General features: G+C 70.3%; 16 protein-coding genes. All 16 read right to left on the reverse strand.

Annotated elements, in window-relative coordinates:
- Positions 1-7: 7 nt before the first annotated feature.
- Positions 8-1,465 (reverse strand): glutamate synthase subunit beta, encoded by a 1,458-nt coding sequence (locus ACIPYT_RS12785; RefSeq protein ID WP_401074542.1) that lies wholly within the window; start codon positions 1,463-1,465, stop codon positions 8-10.
- On the reverse strand, positions 1,458-5,981 hold the full coding sequence (gene gltB, locus ACIPYT_RS12790) for a glutamate synthase large subunit (protein WP_401074849.1): 4,524 nt from the start codon (positions 5,979-5,981) through the stop codon (positions 1,458-1,460). Before gltB ends, ACIPYT_RS12785 begins: the two co-directional genes overlap by 8 nt.
- Positions 5,982-6,118: 137 nt before the next feature.
- Positions 6,119-7,150: a prolipoprotein diacylglyceryl transferase gene (gene lgt, locus ACIPYT_RS12795; RefSeq protein ID WP_401074545.1), complete on the reverse strand. Its 1,032-nt coding sequence runs from the start codon at positions 7,148-7,150 to the stop codon at positions 6,119-6,121.
- A gap of 10 nt (positions 7,151-7,160) precedes the next feature.
- Positions 7,161-7,964: a tryptophan synthase subunit alpha gene (gene trpA, locus ACIPYT_RS12800; protein ID WP_401074548.1), complete on the reverse strand. Its 804-nt coding sequence runs from the start codon at positions 7,962-7,964 to the stop codon at positions 7,161-7,163.
- Complete coding sequence (trpB, locus tag ACIPYT_RS12805) at positions 7,961-9,229, reverse strand: tryptophan synthase subunit beta (protein ID WP_401074550.1); 1,269 nt, start codon at positions 9,227-9,229, stop codon at positions 7,961-7,963. Before trpB ends, trpA begins: the two co-directional genes overlap by 4 nt.
- The gene (gene trpC, locus ACIPYT_RS12810) at positions 9,229-10,002 is read right to left on the reverse strand and encodes an indole-3-glycerol phosphate synthase TrpC (protein ID WP_401074553.1); all 774 of its coding nucleotides are present in this window, start codon (positions 10,000-10,002) and stop codon (positions 9,229-9,231) included. The genes trpB and trpC overlap by 1 nt, the downstream gene beginning before the upstream one ends.
- Positions 10,002-10,247 (reverse strand): HGxxPAAW family protein, encoded by a 246-nt coding sequence (locus ACIPYT_RS12815; protein ID WP_401074556.1) that lies wholly within the window; start codon positions 10,245-10,247, stop codon positions 10,002-10,004. The genes trpC and ACIPYT_RS12815 overlap by 1 nt, the downstream gene beginning before the upstream one ends.
- Positions 10,248-10,294: 47 nt before the next feature.
- Positions 10,295-10,885 carry a Trp biosynthesis-associated membrane protein gene (locus ACIPYT_RS12820; RefSeq protein ID WP_401074559.1) on the reverse strand — a complete coding sequence of 197 codons (591 nt, stop codon included), beginning with the start codon at positions 10,883-10,885 and terminating at the stop codon, positions 10,295-10,297.
- Positions 10,882-11,241 carry a phosphoribosyl-AMP cyclohydrolase gene (hisI, locus tag ACIPYT_RS12825; RefSeq protein WP_401074562.1) on the reverse strand — a complete coding sequence of 120 codons (360 nt, stop codon included), beginning with the start codon at positions 11,239-11,241 and terminating at the stop codon, positions 10,882-10,884. The genes ACIPYT_RS12820 and hisI overlap by 4 nt, the downstream gene beginning before the upstream one ends.
- Positions 11,238-11,999, reverse strand: coding sequence for an imidazole glycerol phosphate synthase subunit HisF (gene hisF, locus ACIPYT_RS12830; RefSeq protein ID WP_401074565.1), 762 nt, complete (start codon positions 11,997-11,999; stop codon positions 11,238-11,240). The genes hisI and hisF overlap by 4 nt, the downstream gene beginning before the upstream one ends.
- The gene (hisG, locus tag ACIPYT_RS12835) at positions 11,999-12,841 is read right to left on the reverse strand and encodes an ATP phosphoribosyltransferase (protein ID WP_401074567.1); all 843 of its coding nucleotides are present in this window, start codon (positions 12,839-12,841) and stop codon (positions 11,999-12,001) included. The genes hisF and hisG overlap by 1 nt, the downstream gene beginning before the upstream one ends.
- A 39-nt stretch (positions 12,842-12,880) precedes the next feature.
- Positions 12,881-13,144, reverse strand: coding sequence for a phosphoribosyl-ATP diphosphatase (locus ACIPYT_RS12840; RefSeq protein ID WP_401074569.1), 264 nt, complete (start codon positions 13,142-13,144; stop codon positions 12,881-12,883).
- Positions 13,141-13,821, reverse strand: a complete 681-nt coding sequence (gene rpe, locus ACIPYT_RS12845; protein WP_401074572.1) for a ribulose-phosphate 3-epimerase — start codon at positions 13,819-13,821, stop codon at positions 13,141-13,143. The genes ACIPYT_RS12840 and rpe overlap by 4 nt, the downstream gene beginning before the upstream one ends.
- Before the next feature lie 27 nt (positions 13,822-13,848).
- A complete protein-coding gene (locus tag ACIPYT_RS12850) occupies positions 13,849-15,273 on the reverse strand; it encodes an RsmB/NOP family class I SAM-dependent RNA methyltransferase (RefSeq protein ID WP_401074574.1) in 1,425 nt (474 codons plus the stop codon).
- Entirely contained in the window at positions 15,270-16,199 is a 930-nt protein-coding gene (fmt, locus tag ACIPYT_RS12855) for a methionyl-tRNA formyltransferase (RefSeq protein ID WP_401074577.1), read from the reverse strand. Before fmt ends, ACIPYT_RS12850 begins: the two co-directional genes overlap by 4 nt.
- 51 nt (positions 16,200-16,250) lie before the next feature.
- Positions 16,251-18,209, reverse strand: coding sequence for a primosomal protein N' (locus ACIPYT_RS12860; RefSeq protein ID WP_401074579.1), 1,959 nt, complete (start codon positions 18,207-18,209; stop codon positions 16,251-16,253).

The raw sequence follows: 18,209 nt of genomic DNA on the forward strand, positions 1-18,209 counted from the left end.
ACGCGGGCTAGAGGGCGATCGCGACTTCATGCGGGCGCACCGGCTCCGGGAGCACGGTCTCGCCCATGAGGAAGCGATCGACGTTCGCCGCGGCCGCACGGCCCTCGGCGATCGCCCACACGATGAGCGACTGGCCACGACCGGCGTCGCCCGCGACGAACACGCCGGGAACCGTCGACTCATAGCTGTCGTCGCGGCGGAAGGCACCGCGATCGGTGACCTGCGGCAGCGTGTCGTCGGTGAAGCCGTCCTGCTCGGGACCCGTGAAGCCCATCGCGATGAGCACGAGGTCGGCGGGGATCTCGCGCTCGGTGCCGCTCTTGGGCACGCGACGGCCGTCGACGTACTCGGTCTCGGCCACGCGCAGCGCGCGGACCTCGCCGACGTCGTTCGACAGGAACTCGACCGTCGAGGCGAGGAAGACCCGCTCGCCGCCCTCTTCATGAGCGGAGGAGACCTCGAAGATCGTCGGCATCATCGGCCACGGCTGGTGCGCGGGACGCTCGGTTCCGGGCTGCATGCCGATCGCCAGGTTGGTGACGCTGAGGGCGCCCTGACGGTGTGCTGTGCCGATGCAGTCGGCTCCGGTGTCGCCGCCACCGATCACGATGACGTGCTTGCCCTCGGCGGTGATCTGCTCGGTGACCTTGTCACCCGCGACCGCGTGGTTCGACTCGACCAGGTACTCCATGGCGAAGTGCACGCCGTCGAGGTCGCGCCCCGGGATCGGGAGATCACGCGGAACCGTCGACCCGGTCGCGATCACGACCGCGTCGTAGCGTGCCCGGAGGTCGGCCCACGTGATGTCCTTGCCGATCTCGACGCCGGCACGGAACCGCGTGCCCTCTTCCTGCATCTGGCGCAGGCGCGCCTCCAGCTGCCCCTTCTCCATCTTGAAGTCGGGGATGCCGTACCGGAGCAGGCCGCCGATGCGGTCGTCGCGCTCGAACACGGCGACGGTGTGCCCGGCGCGGGTGAGCTGCTGCGCGGCGGCGAGGCCGGCGGGCCCCGAACCGACGACCGCGACGGTCTTGCCGGTCAGGCGAGCCGGCGGCTGGGGCTCGACCCAGCCCTTCGCGAACGCCTCGTCGATGATCGACTGCTCGATCTGCTTGATCGTGACGGCCGGCTGGTTGATGCCGAGCACGCACGAGCTCTCACAGGGAGCAGGGCACAGACGACCCGTGAACTCCGGGAAGTTGTTCGTGGCGTGCAGCCGGTCGATGGCCGCACGGCCCTCGCCGCGCCAGGTCAGATCGTTCCACTCGGGTATCAGGTTGCCGAGCGGGCAGCCCTGATGGCAGAACGGCACGCCGCAGTCCATGCAGCGCCCGGCCTGCCGCTTGAGCACGGCCTGGTCGCCGGCCTCGTAGACCTCTTTCCAGTCCATGATGCGCACCGGGACGGGGCGCCGGGCCGGGAGCTCGCGCTCCGTGACCTTCAGAAAACCTTTGGGATCAGCCACCGGTCACCTCCAGGATCCGGTTCCAGACGATGTCGCCGTCGGGGTCGATGCCCTCCGCGACGGCCTCCTCGCGCATGCTGCGCACGGCGGCGTAGTCGCGCGGGAGAACCTTGGTGAACTCGCTCGAGATCTCGTCGAACCGGGCGAGGATGTCGGAGCCCAGCGGCGACGCCGTGCGCTCCACGTGCTCGGCGATCAGACTGCGGAGCACTTCGAGGTCGGCACGGTCGAGCGGCTCGAGCAGGAGCTCGCCGCTGCCGAGCGACTGCGCATTGATCTTGCCGGTGTCGAGCGAGCGGATGTACGCCACACCGCCAGACATCCCCGCGCCGAGATTGCGGCCGGTGGTGCCGAGGATCACCGCGACACCGCCGGTCATGTACTCGAGCGCGTGGTCGCCCACGCCCTCGACGACGGCGGTCGCACCGGAGTTGCGCACCAGGAACCGCTCCCCCACGACGCCCGACAGGAACATCGTGCCCGCCGTCGCACCGTAGCCGATCACGTTGCCCGCGATCACGTTGTGCTGAGGAGCGATCGACGACCCACGCGGTGGGCGCACGGTGATGTCGCCACCGGAGAGCCCCTTGCCGACGTAGTCGTTCGCATCGCCTTCCAGGCGGAGCACGATGCCCGACGGCAGGAACGCTCCGAGCGACTGACCCGCCGTGCCGTGCAGCGTGACGTCGATCGTGCCGCGCGGCAGCCCGTTCGCGCCGTGGCGCGACGTGACCTGGTGCCCCAGCATGGTGCCGACCGCGCGCTCCGTGTTCGCGATGGGCAGCTCGACCACGACCGGCTCTCCGTTGAGGAGCGCCGACTTCGCGACGTCGATCAGCTGCACGTCGAAGTGCTTGTCGAGCTCGTGGTCCTGCGACCGACGGCTGCGCCGCGGCTCGCTGGCGGGGAACGCCGGCCCGTCGAGCACCGGGCTGAGATCGAGACCCTCGGCCTTCCAGTGTTCGACCGCCGCGTCGACCTCGATGAGCTCTGCGCGACCGATGATCTCGTCGAGCGAGCGGAAGCCGAGCTCTGCGAGCAGCTCGCGCACCTCTTCCGCGATGAACTCCATGAAGTTCACGACGAACTCGGGCTTGCCCGTGAAGCGCTCGCGCAGAATCGGGTTCTGCGTCGCGACGCCCACCGGGCAGGTGTCGAGGTGGCAGACGCGCATCATGATGCATCCGCTCACCACGAGCGGGGCGGTGGCGAAGCCGAACTCCTCAGCGCCCAGCAGAGCGCCGATCACGACGTCGCGGCCGGTCTTGAGCTGACCGTCGACCTGCACGACCACGCGGTCGCGCATACCGTTCAGCATGAGGGTCTGCTGGGTCTCGGCGAGCCCCAGCTCCCATGGCGTCCCGGCGTGCTTGAGCGAGTTCATCGGGCTCGCACCCGTGCCGCCGTCGTGTCCGGAGACGAGGATGACGTCGCTGAGCGCCTTCGCGACACCCGCCGACACCGCCCCGATGCCCGACTGGCTGACCAGCTTGGTGTGGATCCGCGCCTCAGGGTTCGCCCTCTTCAGATCGAAGATCAGCTGCTTCAGATCCTCGATCGAGTAGATGTCGTGGTGCGGCGGCGGCGAGATGAGTCCGACGCCGGGCGTGCCGCCGCGCGTGCGGGCGACCCAGGGGTACACCTTCTGCGGCGGCAGCTGACCGCCCTCGCCGGGCTTGGCGCCCTGCGCGAGCTTGATCTGGATGTCGTCCGCCTCGGTGAGGTAGAGGCTCGTGACGCCGAAGCGGCCGGACGCGACCTGCTTGATCGCGCTGCGCCGCTCGGGGTCGATCAGGCGGTCGGAGTCCTCGCCGCCCTCACCGGTGTTCGACTTGCCGCCGATGCGGTTCATGGCGATCGCGAGGGTCTCGTGCGCTTCCTTCGAGATCGAGCCGTAGCTCATCGCTCCCGTGGAGAAGCGCTTCACGATCGCGGAGACCGGCTCGACCTCGTCGAGCGGCACGGGCTTGCGCGTGCCGGTGCGGAGCGTGAACAGCCCGCGCAGCGTCTTGAGTTCGGACGCCTGATCGTCGACGAGACGCGTGTAGTCGCGGAAGATGTCGTAGCGGCGCTCGCGCGTCGCGTGCTGCAGCTTGAACACCGTCTCGGGGTTGAACAGGTGCGGCGAGCCGTCGCGGCGCCACTGGTACTCCCCGCCCGTCCACAGACGCTCGTGCGCGCGGGCCGCGGCGTCCTCGGGGTAGGCGTAGTCGTGACGGGCCTGGTTCTCGGCGAAGATCTCGGAGATCCCGATGCCGCCGAGCTTCGACTCGGTGCGCGTGAAGTACTTGTCGATGAACTCCTCGCTGAGGCCGACGGCCTCGAACACCTGCGCGCCCGCGTAGGACGCCACGGTCGAGATGCCCATCTTCGACATGATCTTCAGCACGCCCTTGCCGAGCGCGTAGATGAGGTTCTTGACCGCCTTCTCGGGGTTGATGCCGGTGATGTAGCCGGTGCGCACGAGGTGCTCGACCGTCTCCATGGCGAGGTACGGGTTGATGGCGGATGCGCCGTAGCCGATCAGCGTCGCGACGTGGTGCACCTCGCGCACATCGCCGGCTTCGACGATCAGACCGACCTTCATGCGGTTCTCACGGCGGATCAGGTGGTGATGCACCGCCGACACCATGAGCAGCGACGGGATCGGCGTGAGGTCCTTGTTCGAGTCGCGGTCGGACAGGATGATGAACTCCGCGCCGTCGGCGATCGCCTTGTCGACCTCGTCGCACATCTCCTCGAGACGCTTCTCGAGCGTGTTCGAGCCCACGTCGAAGTGGTAGAGCCCCTTCACCGTGACGGCGGAGCGGTCGGGAAGAGCCTTGTCGATGTGACGGATCTTCGCGAGCTCGTCGTTGTCGATCACCGGGAAGTCGAGCGACACCGTGCGCGTGTGGTCGGGCCCCCAGGTGAGCAGGTTGCTCTCGGGGCCGAGGCCGAGCTTCAGGCTCGTCACGACCTCTTCGCGGATCGAGTCGAGCGGCGGGTTGGTGACCTGCGCGAACTGCTGCGTGAAGTAGTCGAACAGCAGGCGCGGACGCTTGCTCAGCACCGCGATCGGCGTGTCGGACCCCATGGCGCCGAGCGGCTCGACTCCGGTCTGCCCCATCGGGGTCAGGAGGATGCGCACTTCTTCCTCGGTGTAGCCGAAGGTGCGCTGACGACGCGTGATCGATGCGGGCGGGTGCACGATGTGCTCGCGCTCCGGGAGGTCGGCGAGACGCACGGATCCGGCGTCCAACCACTCCTGCCACGGATGCATGGTCGCGAGGTCGCGCTTGATCTCCTCGTCCTCGATGATCCGCTGCTGGGCGGTGTCGACGAGGAACATCTTGCCGGGCTGCAGGCGGCCGCGGCGCTTGATGCGCTCGGGCTCGAAGGTGAGCACGCCGGTCTCCGAGCCGATCACGATCAGGCCGTCGGTGGTCTCGGTCCAGCGGCCGGGGCGCAGCCCGTTGCGGTCGAGCGTGGCTCCGACGAGGGTGCCGTCCGTGAAGATCAGGGCCGCCGGGCCGTCCCACGGCTCCATCTGGTTGGAGTGGTACTCGTAGAACGAGCGCAGCTCCGGGGTGATGTCGGCCTGCTTCTCGTAGGCCTCCGGCACCATCATCATGATCGCGTGCGGCAGGCTGCGACCCGTGAGCGTGAGCAGTTCGAGGACCTCGTCGAAGGACGCGGAGTCGCTCGCGCCGTCGGTGCAGATCGGCAGCAGCGGAGCCACGTCGCCGAGGAGCTCGGACTCGAGCTGCGACTGGCGCGCGCGCATCCAGTTGCGGTTGCCGCCGACCGTGTTGATCTCACCGTTGTGCGCGAGCATACGCAGCGGCTGCGCGAGCGGCCACGACGGGAACGTGTTGGTCGAGTACCGCGAGTGCACGACGGCGAGCTCCGACATGAAGCGCTCGTCCTGCAGGTCGGGGTAGAACGGCTCGAGCTGCAGGGTCGTGACCATGCCCTTGTAGCCCAGCGTCCGCGCGGACAGCGAGACGAAGTAGGCGCCGAGCTCGTGACCGGCGCGCTTGCGCAGGCGGTAGGCGACGCGGTCGAGCGCGATGCCGGTGAGAGGCGCGTCGGAGTGGCTCGCGCCGCCGGCGCTCACGAACAGCTGCTCGAAGGCCGGGCGCGCCTCGTCGGCGAGCTTTCCGAGGTGCTCGTTGACGGTCGGCACCTCGCGCCAGCCGAGCACACGGAGACCCTCGGAGCGGGCGATCTTCTCGATGCCCGCCTTCTGCTCCCGGCGCACGCTCGAATCGCGCGGCAGGAAGGCGAGGCCCGCGGCGTACTCGCCGACGGGCGGGAGCTCGAACTCCGTCACCTCGCGCAGGAACGCGTCGGGCATCTGCGTCAGGATGCCCGCACCGTCGCCGGTGCCGGCATCCGACCCGATCGCACCGCGGTGCTCCAGGTTGCGGAGGGCCTCGAGGGCCAACGCGATGATGTCGTGCCCGGCCTCGCCGCGCAGGGTGGCGACCATGGCCAGACCGCACGCGTCCTTCTCGAACGCGGGGTTGTACATGCCCTGCTTGGGCGGGTAGGCGCCGGACGCGCCGTACGGAGGCTGAAAGTACACCTGAACCGTCCTCAGATCTGCGGATGACCCGGGGACGTCATTGGCCGGGTGAATGCGATGGGTCCTCACGGACCGGTCGGCTGCTATCGGGAGCCGTCCGTGCCCGTGGGAGCGGTGCTTGTGGCGCTGGCTCCTGCGGCGACTTCTTCGGACGGAGGCTCACTCAGGTCCACGAAGTCGGAGGGATTGTCCTGCGAGTCTACATCAGCGGCCAGATCCTTCCGTCCGCGACCCGGCTGGTACGGCGACGGCTCGAGACCGGGGTGACGGCGCGACTGCACGACGAGGATCGCGAGGCCGACCAGGACGCCGATGATCGCGGCGAGGACGTTGCTCCGCAGGCCGAAGATGATCTCGCTCGGATCGATGCGGATCGACTCCCAGAGGATGCGCCCGGCGGAGTACCAGATCAGGTAGATCGCGAAGGTCCTCCCCCACTGCAGGCTCGTGACCTTGCGTGTGAGCCAGAGCAGCACGATGACGCCGAGTGTGTTCCAGATGACCTCGTACAGGAAGGTCGGGTGGAACAGCGTGCCCTCGGGCAGGCCCGGAGGGAACGCCGAGTTCGTGGACTCGATCTCGAGGCCCCACGGGAGATCCGTCGGGAGGCCGAAGAGCTCGTGGTTGAACCAGTTGCCGAAGCGCCCCATCGCCTGAGCCAGCAGCAGGCCGGGAGCGAGTGCGTCCGCGAAGGTCCAGAAGCGGATGCCGGTCCACCGGCATCCGAGGTAGGCGCCGATCGCTCCGCCGATCAGGGCGCCGAAGATCGCGATGCCGCCCTCCCAGATGGCCCAGACCGATCCGGGCTCGAAGGGGTTCCAGGTGTTGAGTCCCTCGCCGAAGTAGTCGTTCGGGTGGGTCACCACGTGGAAGATGCGCGCGCCGACGATCGCGAGCGGCACGGCGAGGATCGAGATGTCGATCACGACCCAGGGCTCCGCGCCTCGACGGGTCAGGCGGTGATTGGTCAGCAGGACCGCCGCGATGATGCCGGCGATGATGCACAGCGCGTAGAAGTGGATGCGGAGTCCCGGCCACACGTCGATGTAGGCGACGGGCGGGCTGGGGATGCTGGCGAGCACACCGGTGAGGCTGCTGGAGAGCGCGAGGGACATGAGTGCGATTCTAGTTCTCGTGTACGGGGCGTGCCGACGACGTGCCGGAGGCCAGGGTGCGGGTGACGTCGGCGAGGGCCGGAAGGCCGCCGTCGCGGAGGGCGCGGACGAGCGCGGTGCCGACGATCGCGCCGTCGGCGTATTCGGACACGCCGGCGATCTGCTCGGCCGTGGAGATGCCGATGCCGACGCAGGCGCGCGTGACGCCGTGATCGCGCAGGCGTCCCACCAACGTGCGGGCCGCGCGGTCGAGCTCGGCGCGTTCGCCGGTGATGCCCATGGTCGAGACGGTGTAGACGAATCCCGTCGACGACGCGACCACGAGGTCGAGTCGTTCGTCGGACGATGTCGGCGCCGCGAGGAAGACACGGTCGAGTCCGGTGCGCTCGCTGGCCGAGATCCACTCCCCTGCCGCCTCGGGAGTGATGTCGGGCGTGATGAGTCCTGCGCCGCCTGCCGCGAGCAGATCGTCGGCGTAACGGTCGACGCCGTACTGGAACACGGGGTTCCAGTACGTCATCACGAGCACGGGTACGTCGGTGGCCGCCGTGATCGCACGCACCGCCGTGAACAGGTCCTTCATCTTGAACCCGTTCGCGAGTGCCGCGGTCGTCGCCTCCTGGATCACCGCGCCGTCCATCACGGGGTCGCTGTAGGGCGGGCCCAGTTCGATGATGTCGACACCGTTCTCGGCGAGGGTGATCGCCGCCTGGATGCTCGTCTCGAGATCGGGGAATCCGACCGGCAGGTAGCCGACGAAGGCGCTGCGTCCGGCGGCGTGCGCGGCGGCGATGGCCTCTTCCACACGGCTCATAGCTGGGGCTCCCCCTTCGAGGTCGCATCCTCCGCCGCGCTCTCCTGCGCGACGTCGTGCTCCCGGGCCGACTCGTCGTAGAGATGGAAGTACCGCGCGGCGGTGTCCATGTCCTTGTCGCCGCGGCCCGACAGGCACACCGCGAGAACGGCATCCGGTCCCAGCTCCCGGCCGAGGCGCAGGGCGCCGGCGAGAGCGTGCGCGGACTCGATCGCGGGGATGATGCCCTCGGTGCGGCTGAGCAGGCGGAGAGCCTGCATCGCCTCGTCGTCGGTGGCGGGGATGTACTCCGCTCGGCCGATGTCGGCGAGCCAGGAGTGCTCCGGTCCGACGCCCGGGTAGTCGAGGCCCGCGGAGATCGAGTGCGACTCGACGGTCTGGCCGTCGTCGTCCTGGAGCACGTAGGTCTTCGCGCCGTGCAGCACACCGGGTCGGCCACGCTCGATCGAGGCCGCGTGCTTGGGAGTGTCCACGCCGTCGCCGGCCGCCTCGACCCCGTAGAGCTTCACGCTCTCGTCGTCGAGGAACGCGTCGAACATCCCGATCGCGTTCGACCCGCCGCCGACGCACGCGATCACGGCATCGGGCAGGCGACCGACCTCGGCGAGGAGCTGCTCGCGCGCCTCTTCGCCGATGACCTTCTGGAAATCGCGCACCATCGCCGGGAACGGGTGCGGGCCTGCGGCGGTGCCGAAGATGTAGTTCGTCGTCTCGACGGTCGCGACCCAGTCGCGGTACGCGTCGTTGATCGCGTCCTTCAGCGTGCGGGAGCCCGACGTCACCGGGATCACCTCGGCGCCCAGCAGTCGCATGCGCGCCACGTTGAGGGCCTGGCGCTCGGTGTCGACCTCGCCCATGTAGATCGTGCACTCGAGGCCGAACAGAGCCGCTGCCGTCGCCGTCGCGACGCCGTGCTGGCCCGCGCCGGTCTCGGCGATCACCCGGGTCTTGCCCAGGCGCTTGGTGAGCAGCGCCTGTCCCAGCACGTTGTTGATCTTGTGCGACCCGGTGTGGTTGAGGTCCTCGCGCTTCAGGAAGACGCGCGCGCCTCCGGCGTGCTCGGCGAACCGCGCGACCTCGGTGATCGGCGACGGGCGACCGGCGTAGGAACCCAGCAACCCAGCGAGCTCGGCCCGGAAGGCCGGGTCGGCGATCGCGGCGGCATACGCCTCGGTCAACTCGTCGATCGCGGCGATGAGCGACTCGGGCATGTACCTGCCGCCGTACTCGCCGAACAAGGGACCGTGCTGGTCACGCAGACTCATCACGCCTCCAGGAAGGTCTTGAGGGTGGAGACCGGGTCGCCGGTCACGAGCGCCTCGCCGATCAGCACGACATCGGCTCCTGCGGAGCGGTAGTGCACGACATCGGCGGGGGTGAGCACCGCCGACTCGGCGATCTTCACCGCAGTGTCGGGGATGCGCTCGACCAGGCGCCCGAACAGGTCGCGGTCGAGCTCCAGGGTCTTCAGGTCGCGGGCGTTGACGCCGATCAGCGGAGACCCGAGGTCGATCGCCGCCTCGAGCTCGTCGGCCGAGTGCGTCTCGACGAGCGGGGTCATGCCGAGGTCTCCGATGAAGCCGAAGAGGTCCCGCAGCACGGCCGGCTCGAGACCCGCCACGATGAGCAGCACGAGATCGGCCCCCGCCGCACGGGCTTCGAGCACCTGGTATCGCGTCGCGATGAAGTCCTTGCGGAGCACCGGGAGCGAGACCCGTGCCGTGACGGCCTCGAGGTCGGCCAGGCTGCCGCCGAATCGGCGCTCTTCCGTGAGGACGCTGATCGCGGACGCGCCGCCGGTCTCGTACAGCGAGGCCTGGTGGGCGGGATCGGGGATCTGGGCGAGGGCGCCGCGCGACGGGCTCGCACGCTTGACCTCGGCGATGATCTTGACCCGGTCGGCGGGTGCGAGGAACGACAGGGCGTCCTTCGCCGCGGGGCGCGCCAGCGCGTCGCGCTCGACCTCGGCCAGAGGCCGTGTGAGGGAGCGGCGTTCCGCGTCTGCGACTGCGCCGGCCGTGAGGTCGGCGAGGACCACTAGTGCGCCTTCGGCGAGTACTTGGGGCCCTTCACGCCGTAACCCGCTCGGGCGAGGACCCATCCCGCGATCGCACCGACGGGGACGAGCGCCGCGCCGATCCAGATCAGCGCGACCCAGAGCGGGCTGAACTCCGCGAAGCAGAAGCCGACCGTGCCGATCGTGAAGCCGACCAGCATGATGATGACGGCCGTCCAGGCTGCAGGCGAGTGTCCGTGGCCGGGGTCGGCGATCGGGTTGGTCATGGTCTCCTCCGGGGACGGCGTGCGGGATCGGATTCAGTCTATCGGGGTCAGCGCGTCGGATCGGTTCCGCGCGACAGGTCGTCCCACGAGTCGATCGCGTCGACGGGGCCGGTGCTCTCGGTTCCGTGCGGCGCGTCGGTGCGGTAGCGACGGCCACCGGACTTCCACCGACGCCACGTGAGGACCACGACGATCGAGGCGAAGACCAGCAGGATCCAGCCGACGAGCGCGATGACCGGCCACGCCGAGAGCGTGATGGAGCGGACCACGCCGGCGACCGCGGCATCGCCTGCGAGACCCGTCGTCTCGGTGACGGTGGTGCGCACGGCCGAGAGCGGCTCATCGAGGAACAGCTGCACCGTGGTCCATGCGAGGAACAGCGCGCTCGCGAGGCCCAGGACGCCGAAGACGAGGCGGAGCACATGTCCGACGATCGACATCGCGACGCCGAGGGCCAGCACCGCGAGGCTCAGCGGAGCGAGGAGCGGGAGCGCGGACGCCCCCGGCACGAGGATCGCCTCACCGGCATCCGCGCGCTCCACCGTGAGCCAGGTCTGGGTCGACGAGATGATGCCGATCGCGCCGGACAGGAGGAAGCCGAACACGCCGATCATGCGGCCGCGACGAGCGATGCTCATGCGATCGCGCTCCCGTCGACGGCATCCAGATCCGTCGTGTCGAAGCAGGTCCTGGTGCCGGTGTGGCAGGCGGGTCCGGTCTGGTCGACGCGCAGCAGCACGGCGTCGCCGTCGCAGTCGAGGCGCGCCTCGTGGACGACCTGGATGTGACCGGACGTGTCGCCCTTGCGCCAGTACTCCTGGCGCGACCGCGACCAGTAGACGGCCCGGCCCGTCGTGAGCGTGCGACGCAGCGCCTCGGCGTCCATCCACGCGAGCATGAGCACCTCGGACGTGTCCCACTGCTGCACGATGGCGGGCACGAGGCCGTCGGCGTTGAAGGCGACCTGCGCGATGCGCTCCTCGACCGTGGTCATCGGACGATCACCCCTTCGCCGCGCATCGCGTCCTTGACGTCGCCGACGGTGAGCGCGCCCGTGTGGAAGACGCTTGCGGCGAGCACGGCATCCGCGCCCGCTGCGATCGCCGGGGCGAAGTCCTCGGCCTTGCCCGCGCCGCCCGAGGCGATCACGGGGACCGAGGCGACCTCGCGCATGAGGAACACGAGCTCGAGGTCGAACCCGTCCCTGGTGCCGTCGGCATCGATCGAGTTCACGAGGAGCTCGCCGGCGCCGCGCTCGGCGGCCTCACGCGCCCACTCGAGCGCGTCGAGCGTGGTCTGCGTGCGTCCGCCGTGCGTCGTCACCACGAATCCGGAGGCGGTGCTGCCACCGCGCTTGACATCGAGCGACAGTACGAGCACCTGAGCGCCGAAGCGGTCGGCGATCTCGCCGATCAGGTCGGGTCGGGCGATCGCCGCGGAGTTCAGACCGACCTTGTCCGCCCCGACCGAGAGCAGCCGGGCGACATCCTCGACCGAGCGCACTCCCCCGCCGACGGTCAGCGGCACGAACACTTGCTCTGCCGTGCGCTGCACCACATCGTAGGTCGTCGCGCGCGCGTCGACGGTCGCCGTGACGTCGAGGAAGGTGATCTCGTCCGCCCCCTGGGCTGCATAGTGCCGTGCGAGCTCGACGGGGTCGCCCATGTCGCGGAGGTTCTCGAAGTTCACGCCCTTCACGACCCGGCCCTCGGCGACGTCGAGGCACGGGATGACACGGCTGGCGAGGGTCATCAGAGCCTCGCGTTGTGGATCGCCGTGACGAGGATCGCTCGGGCGCCGAGAGCGTAGAGCTCGTCCATCACGGGGTTGACCCGCGAGCGGGCGACCATGACGCGCACGGCCACCCATTCCGGGTCGCGCAGCGGCGACACGGTCGGCGACTCGATGCCGCCGGCCACCTTCACGGCGTCGTCGAGCAGCGCGACCGGCAGGTCGTAGTCGATCATCACGAACCGGCGGGCGACCATCACGCCGCGCAGGCGACGCAGGAGCGTCTCGGAGCCCTCGGCGTCGTGCGGACCTGCGATCAGCACGGCCTCGGACTCCAGGATGACCGGGCCGAACACGTCCAAGCCCGCCTGTCGCAGCGTCGTGCCGGTCTCGACCACGTCGGCGACCGCGTCCGCCACACCGAGACGCACGGCCGACTCGACGGCGCCGTCGAGCGGCACCAGGTCGACTGCGATGCCGCGCTCGTCGAGGAACGCGTCGACGAGCCCCGGATACGAGGTCGCGATGCGCAGTCCGTCGAGCTCGGACACGTCGGTGTAGCGACCCGACGGCGCCGCGAAGCGGAAGGTCGACCCGGCGAAGCCGAGCGCCTCGATCTCGCGCGCTCCGGGCATGCGGGCGTCCAGCAGCAGATCGCGGCCGGTGATCCCGACGTCGATCGCTCCGGATCCGACGTACGTCGCGATGTCCTTGGGACGGAGGAAGAAGAATTCGACGTCGTTCTCGGCGTCGATCACGTGCAGGGTCTTGGGGTCACGGCGTCCGGCGTAGCCGGCCTCCGCGAGCATCTCGGCGGCCGTCTCGGAGAGAGAGCCCTTGTTGGGGACAGCGATGCGCAGCATGGTGCAGCCTTCAGTTCGGAGTGAATGGGGCGGGGCGCATCACAGATGTCGGTAGACGTCCTGAAGGGTCAGACCCTTCGCGATCATCATCACCTGCACGTGGTAGAGCAGTTGCGAGATCTCCTCGGCCGCGGACTCGTCGGACTCGTACTCCGACGCCATCCACACCTCGGCGGCCTCTTCGACGATCTTCTTGCCGATCGTGTGCACGCCGCCGTCGAGCTCGGCGACCGTGCCCGAACCCTCGGGTCGGGTCTCGGCCTTGTGGCTGAGCTCGGCGAACAGCTCGTCGAAAGTCTTCACGATTCCAGGCTAGCGGCTCGCGCGCGGTCCCTGAGCCGGGTGACGGCCGCCTCGACATCGTCAGCGCCGTACACGGCAGAGCCTGCGACGAACGTGTCGGCGCCGGCAGCCGCCGCCTGCTCGATCGTCGCGTCCGAGATGCCACCGTCGACCTGCAGCCAGACGTCGGACCCGCGGCGCTTCGCCTCGTCGGCCAGCGCGCGCAGCTTCGGCATGGTCTCGGGCATGAAGCCCTGTCCGCCGAAACCGGGCTCGACGGTCATCACGAGGATCTGGTCGAATTCGTCCAGCACGGGATACAGGCCCTCGGCGGGAGTGTCGGGCTTGATCGCGACGCCGGCGCGTGCGCCCATGGCGCGCAGAGCGCGAGCGAGGGAGATCGGATCGGCCGCCGCTTCGAGATGGAACGTCACGCTCGCAGCCCCCAGCTCGGCGTACGCGGGCGCCCAGCGGTCGGGATCGGTGATCATCAGATGCACGTCGAGCGGGATCGGGCTCGTCGCCTGGATGCGCTCGACCATCTGCGGACCGAACGTGAGGTTCGGCACGAAATGGTTGTCCATGACGTCGACGTGCGCGAAGTCCGCGGTGGCGATGCGCGCGAGATCGCGCTGCATGTTCACGAAGTCGGCGGCGAGGATGCTGGGATTGATGCGAGGGGCGTCGGGAAGGTCCACGGGTCTAGTCTCTCTGATCGTCCGCGCTCACGCGGTTCCGGAGGCGGGATCGCGCTGGAGGAGCGCGAGGAACATCGCGTCGGTGCCGTGGCGGTGCGGCCACAGCTGCACGCGCCCCGATCCGTCCGTCGCCAGGTCGATCGGAGAGTCAGCGAGCTCGGCGACGATCGCGCGGGCGTCCAGCTCCGTGAGGTCCGCACGGGTGCGCAGGACCTCCTGGACGACGCCGGTCGTCTCGGCGAGATGGGGCGAGCAGGTCACGTAGGCGACGATGCCGCCCGGAGCGAGCGCCTCGACGGCGGCCGACAGCAGCTCCACCTGCAGCGGCACGAGTTCGGCGACGTCGGCGGGGGTCTTGCGCCACCGCGCCTCCGGACGGCGGCGCAGCGCCCCGAGTCCCGTGCACGGGGCGTCGACGAGGATCCGGTCGAACGCGCCGGGGCGCTCCGAGGCCAGGACGCGTCCGTCCTCCTCGTGCACCACGACGTCGCCGGGAACCGCGCGCAGCGCGTTGCGCACGAGTCCGGCCCGTGCGGGGACGACCTCGTTGGCCTCCAGGGCGACACCGTGCCGGTGGGCGATCGCGGCGAGCAGTGCGGTCTTGCCGCCGGGACCGGCGCACAGGTCGAGCCACCGCTCCCCCGCGCGGACCGGCGTCGCCTCGGCGAGGGCGAGAGCGACCAGCTGCGAACCTTCGTCCTGGACCCGCACCGTGCCGCGCGATGCTGCGACGATGCCATGAGGATCACCGCCCGGCGATCCGTAGGCGGTCGGCGCGTAGGGCCTCCGCGGCTCGCCCGGCTCGGCGAGACCCGGCAACGCGACCAGGGTGACCTCGGGCGAGGCGTTGTCGGCGTCGAGCAGCGCGTCGAGCTCGTCCACGCGGTCTTCTGCGGCGAGGGCGCGGCGCAGTGCGCGGATCACCCAGACGGGATGCGCGGTGCGCAACGCGAGGCGCTCGTCGTCGGAACGTGCCGACGACTCGATGCGCTCCTGCCACTGGCCCGGCGTCTCGCGGGCGATGCGACGAAGTACGGCGTTGGCGAAACCTGCCGCCCCACGCCCCTGCGCCGCCGCGATCAGGTTCACGGATTCGTTGACCGCCGCGTGCGAGGCGACGCGCGTCGCGAGCAGTTGATGGACGGCGAGGCGCAGCGCGTCGAGGACCGCGGGATCGATGTCGTCCGTCGAGCGGTCGGCCGCTGCGGAGATCACGGCGTCGTACGTGCCGCGGCGGCGGAGGGTCCCATAGGTGAGCTCGGTCGCGAGTGCCGCGTCTTGCGGCGAGAGTCCGGCGTCGGCGATCGCCGAGGGGAGCATGAGGTTCGCGTAGGCGTCGGCATCCGAGACCGCGCGCAGCACATCGAACGCCACGCGGCGCGCCGGCTGGACCCCGCGCTGCGGTACACGGGACGGTCGACGGCCCCCACGGCGCTCGTCACGTGCGCTCATGCGCCGAACCTCATCCCTTCGGCACCGCGCTGTCCGCGCCACCAGTCGACGGCGTTCATGGCTCCCTTGCCCGCCGGCTGCACCCGCGTGACGACCAGCGGAGCATCCGCCGTGCCGATCAGGAGTGAGGTCTTCGTCGCCGCCACCTCGCCGGGACCCAGCACCGGTGCATCCGTGCCGTCGGTTCCGAGCGCGGCCTCGATGATCTTGAGACGCTGGCCGTCGATCGTCGTGTGCGCGCCCGGCTCCGGCGTGACGCCGCGATAGCGCGCGAACACCCGATGACGCGGCGCCGTCCAGTCGAGGGCGCCGTCGTCGAGCGTGAGCTTCGGAGCGACGGTGACCTCACCCTCCTGCGCGACGGATCGGGCCGTGCCGTCGGCGATGCCGGACACGACCTCCGCCGTGAGGGCCGCACCGTCGACGGCGAGGATGTCGAGCGCCGTCGCGGCGGTCGCATCCGCGGGCACCTCCACCTCGCGCATCGCGAACACATCGCCCGCGTCGAGGGCCGGGACGAGTTGGAACACGCTCGCGCCGATCCGCGCGTCTCCGGCCATCAGCGCACGCTGCACGGGGGCAGCGCCGCGCCAGCGCGGCAGCAACGAGAAGTGCAGGTTGATCCATCCCGCGGTCGGGATCGAGAGGAGCGGTTCGCGCACGAGTCCGCCGTAGGCGACGATCACGCCGAGCTCCGGCTCCAGCAGTGAGATCCGCGCCGTCGCCTCCTCGTCGAGCCGGGCGGCCGGGATCACGGGGAGCCCCAGCTCGTGAGCGGCCTGTGCGACCGGCGACGGGGTGAGAACGCGCTTGCGCCCCAGAGGAGCATCGGGGCGGGTGACCACCGCCGCGATATCGTGCTCGGCCGCGAGACGGCGGAGGGTGGGGACGGCGGCGGCGGGAGTGCCGGCGAAGACGAGACGCATGAAGGTGCTCCGGAGGGATGCTGGTGAACGGGATGAGCGGCGACGGGCCGGTCAGAGCTCTGGATCGAGGATATCGAGACGGACCGAGAGTGTGCTGCGCGACGAACGCCCCTTGCCGCGGCGGGCGTTCATCGCCTCGGCGACGACCGCGGCACGCAGGGCCGACGAGACCCGTGCACCTGCTCCGTAGTCGAAGCGGACCAGAGCGCGGACGCGCGGCGGGACGTCATCGGTGTCGAGGGGAACGGGGCCCAGGATCGCGTCGGGGGGCAGCGACAGATCGCCGATCGCCGCGAGAGCCCGCCCCACGGCAGCCGCAGAGCCCTCGACGAGGGCGACCCGGGCCGCTGGCGGCATGTGCAGGGGGTCGCGTTCCGCGAGCTCGCCGCGCGCGTAGGCGGGCTGATTCCAGGTCGCGAGAGCTCGCGCGACAGCGCCGTCGACACCGACGAGGTGGATGGGCGCACCGGGAGCGGCCAGTGCCGCGGCATTCGACCACCAGCGCAGACACGACTCGCCGACGCGGAGGTCGGGCGCCTGCAGCATCCGCGGGCCGTCGAGCAGCACCACGGCCCGGTAGCCGCCGTCCGCGAGCGGTTCGGCTCCTCGGGTGGCGACGACGAGGGCTGGCTTGTCCGCGACCCGCTCGACGGGGTGCGCGGAGTCCGCCACGATCACGCGGATGCCGGGGACCGCCTTGCCGAGCTCGTCTGCCGTGCGCTCGCTGCCCGAAGAGGCCAGACGGAGCTTCGTCGACGAGCAGTGTGGGCAGGACCAGGCGCGCGCCCCACGGCCGCACCAGCCGCACACCGGCACCGCGCCGCGATGGGTCGCGCCGAGCGGACCTCCGCAGTGCGCGCATCGCGCCGGGGCCCGGCACTCCGCGCACACCAGCGACGGCGCGAAGCCTGGTCGGGAGACCTGCACGAGGACCGGACCCTCCGCGGCCGCCGCGCGAGCGGACAGGAACGCCGACGAGGGCAACCGCTGCGGCGTGGGCTGCTCCATGTCTTGCGGGGTGCTGAGCACCACGCGCGGCAGGACGCGGCGCGCGGCGCGGACGTCACGCAACCAGCCTCGCGCCACCAGCCGCTCCACGTCGGTCGTGCGGGTGTGGCCGACGAACAGGAGCGCCGACCCCTCCTGCTCCTGCCGCAGCAGTGCAGCGTCCCGCGCGTGGACGTAGGGCGCGAGGGGTTCGCCGAGGAGGGAGTCGCCGTCGTCCCAGATGGCCACCAGACCGGCCCGCACCGGTGAGTAGACGGCCGAGCGATTGCCGACCACGACGCACGGCGCATCCTCGAGTGTCCGAAGGAACGCCCGGTAGCGATCGGGGTTGCTCTGTCGCGAGTCGTGGCGGACGAGCGCTTCGGTCGGGATCAGGTCGACCAGGGCGTCGAGAAGCCGGTCGAGGTCGCGGTGATCGGGCACGATGAGGATGCTGGACTCCCCCGCCCCCAGCATCCGCGCTGCGGCCGAGGCCAGCAGCTCGGTCCACCCCTGATGTCCGTCGCTGGCGACCGGGATCGCCTCGACGGCTGCGCGCCCGCCCGTGTCGAGCACCTCGGCCAGCCCCTCGTACTGACCGACGACGTCTGCGGCGTGCGCCGCCGACTCGTCCGTCGGAGTCACGCCAGGGGAATCCGCCGTCCAGGCCTTCTCGACCCGCACCTGCCGCTTCGGGATGACCAGGCGCAGGATGTCGGATGCGGAGCCCGCCGCGCGATCCGCGACCTTGCGAGCGAGACGATAGAGCCGATCCGGCAGCACCGGGATCGCCGAGACGACGCTCTCGACCTCGGACAGCGCGCGGTCGGCATCGCTCTCGGTGTCGAGCTCGACGATGTACCCGTCGACCACGCGTCCTGCGGTGCGCAAGGGCACGCGCACACGCGTGCCCGGAACGACGTCGACGATCTCGTCGGGCAGCGCGTAGTCGAACAGCCGATCCAACTGCGGGAGCGGCGACTCGAGGAGCACGCGCGCGATGCGTCGGCTCTGCGTCACCAT

This window comes from Microbacterium sp. NPDC089695 (genome assembly GCF_044749085.1).
Classification (GTDB): Bacteria; Actinomycetota; Actinomycetes; order Actinomycetales; family Microbacteriaceae; genus Microbacterium.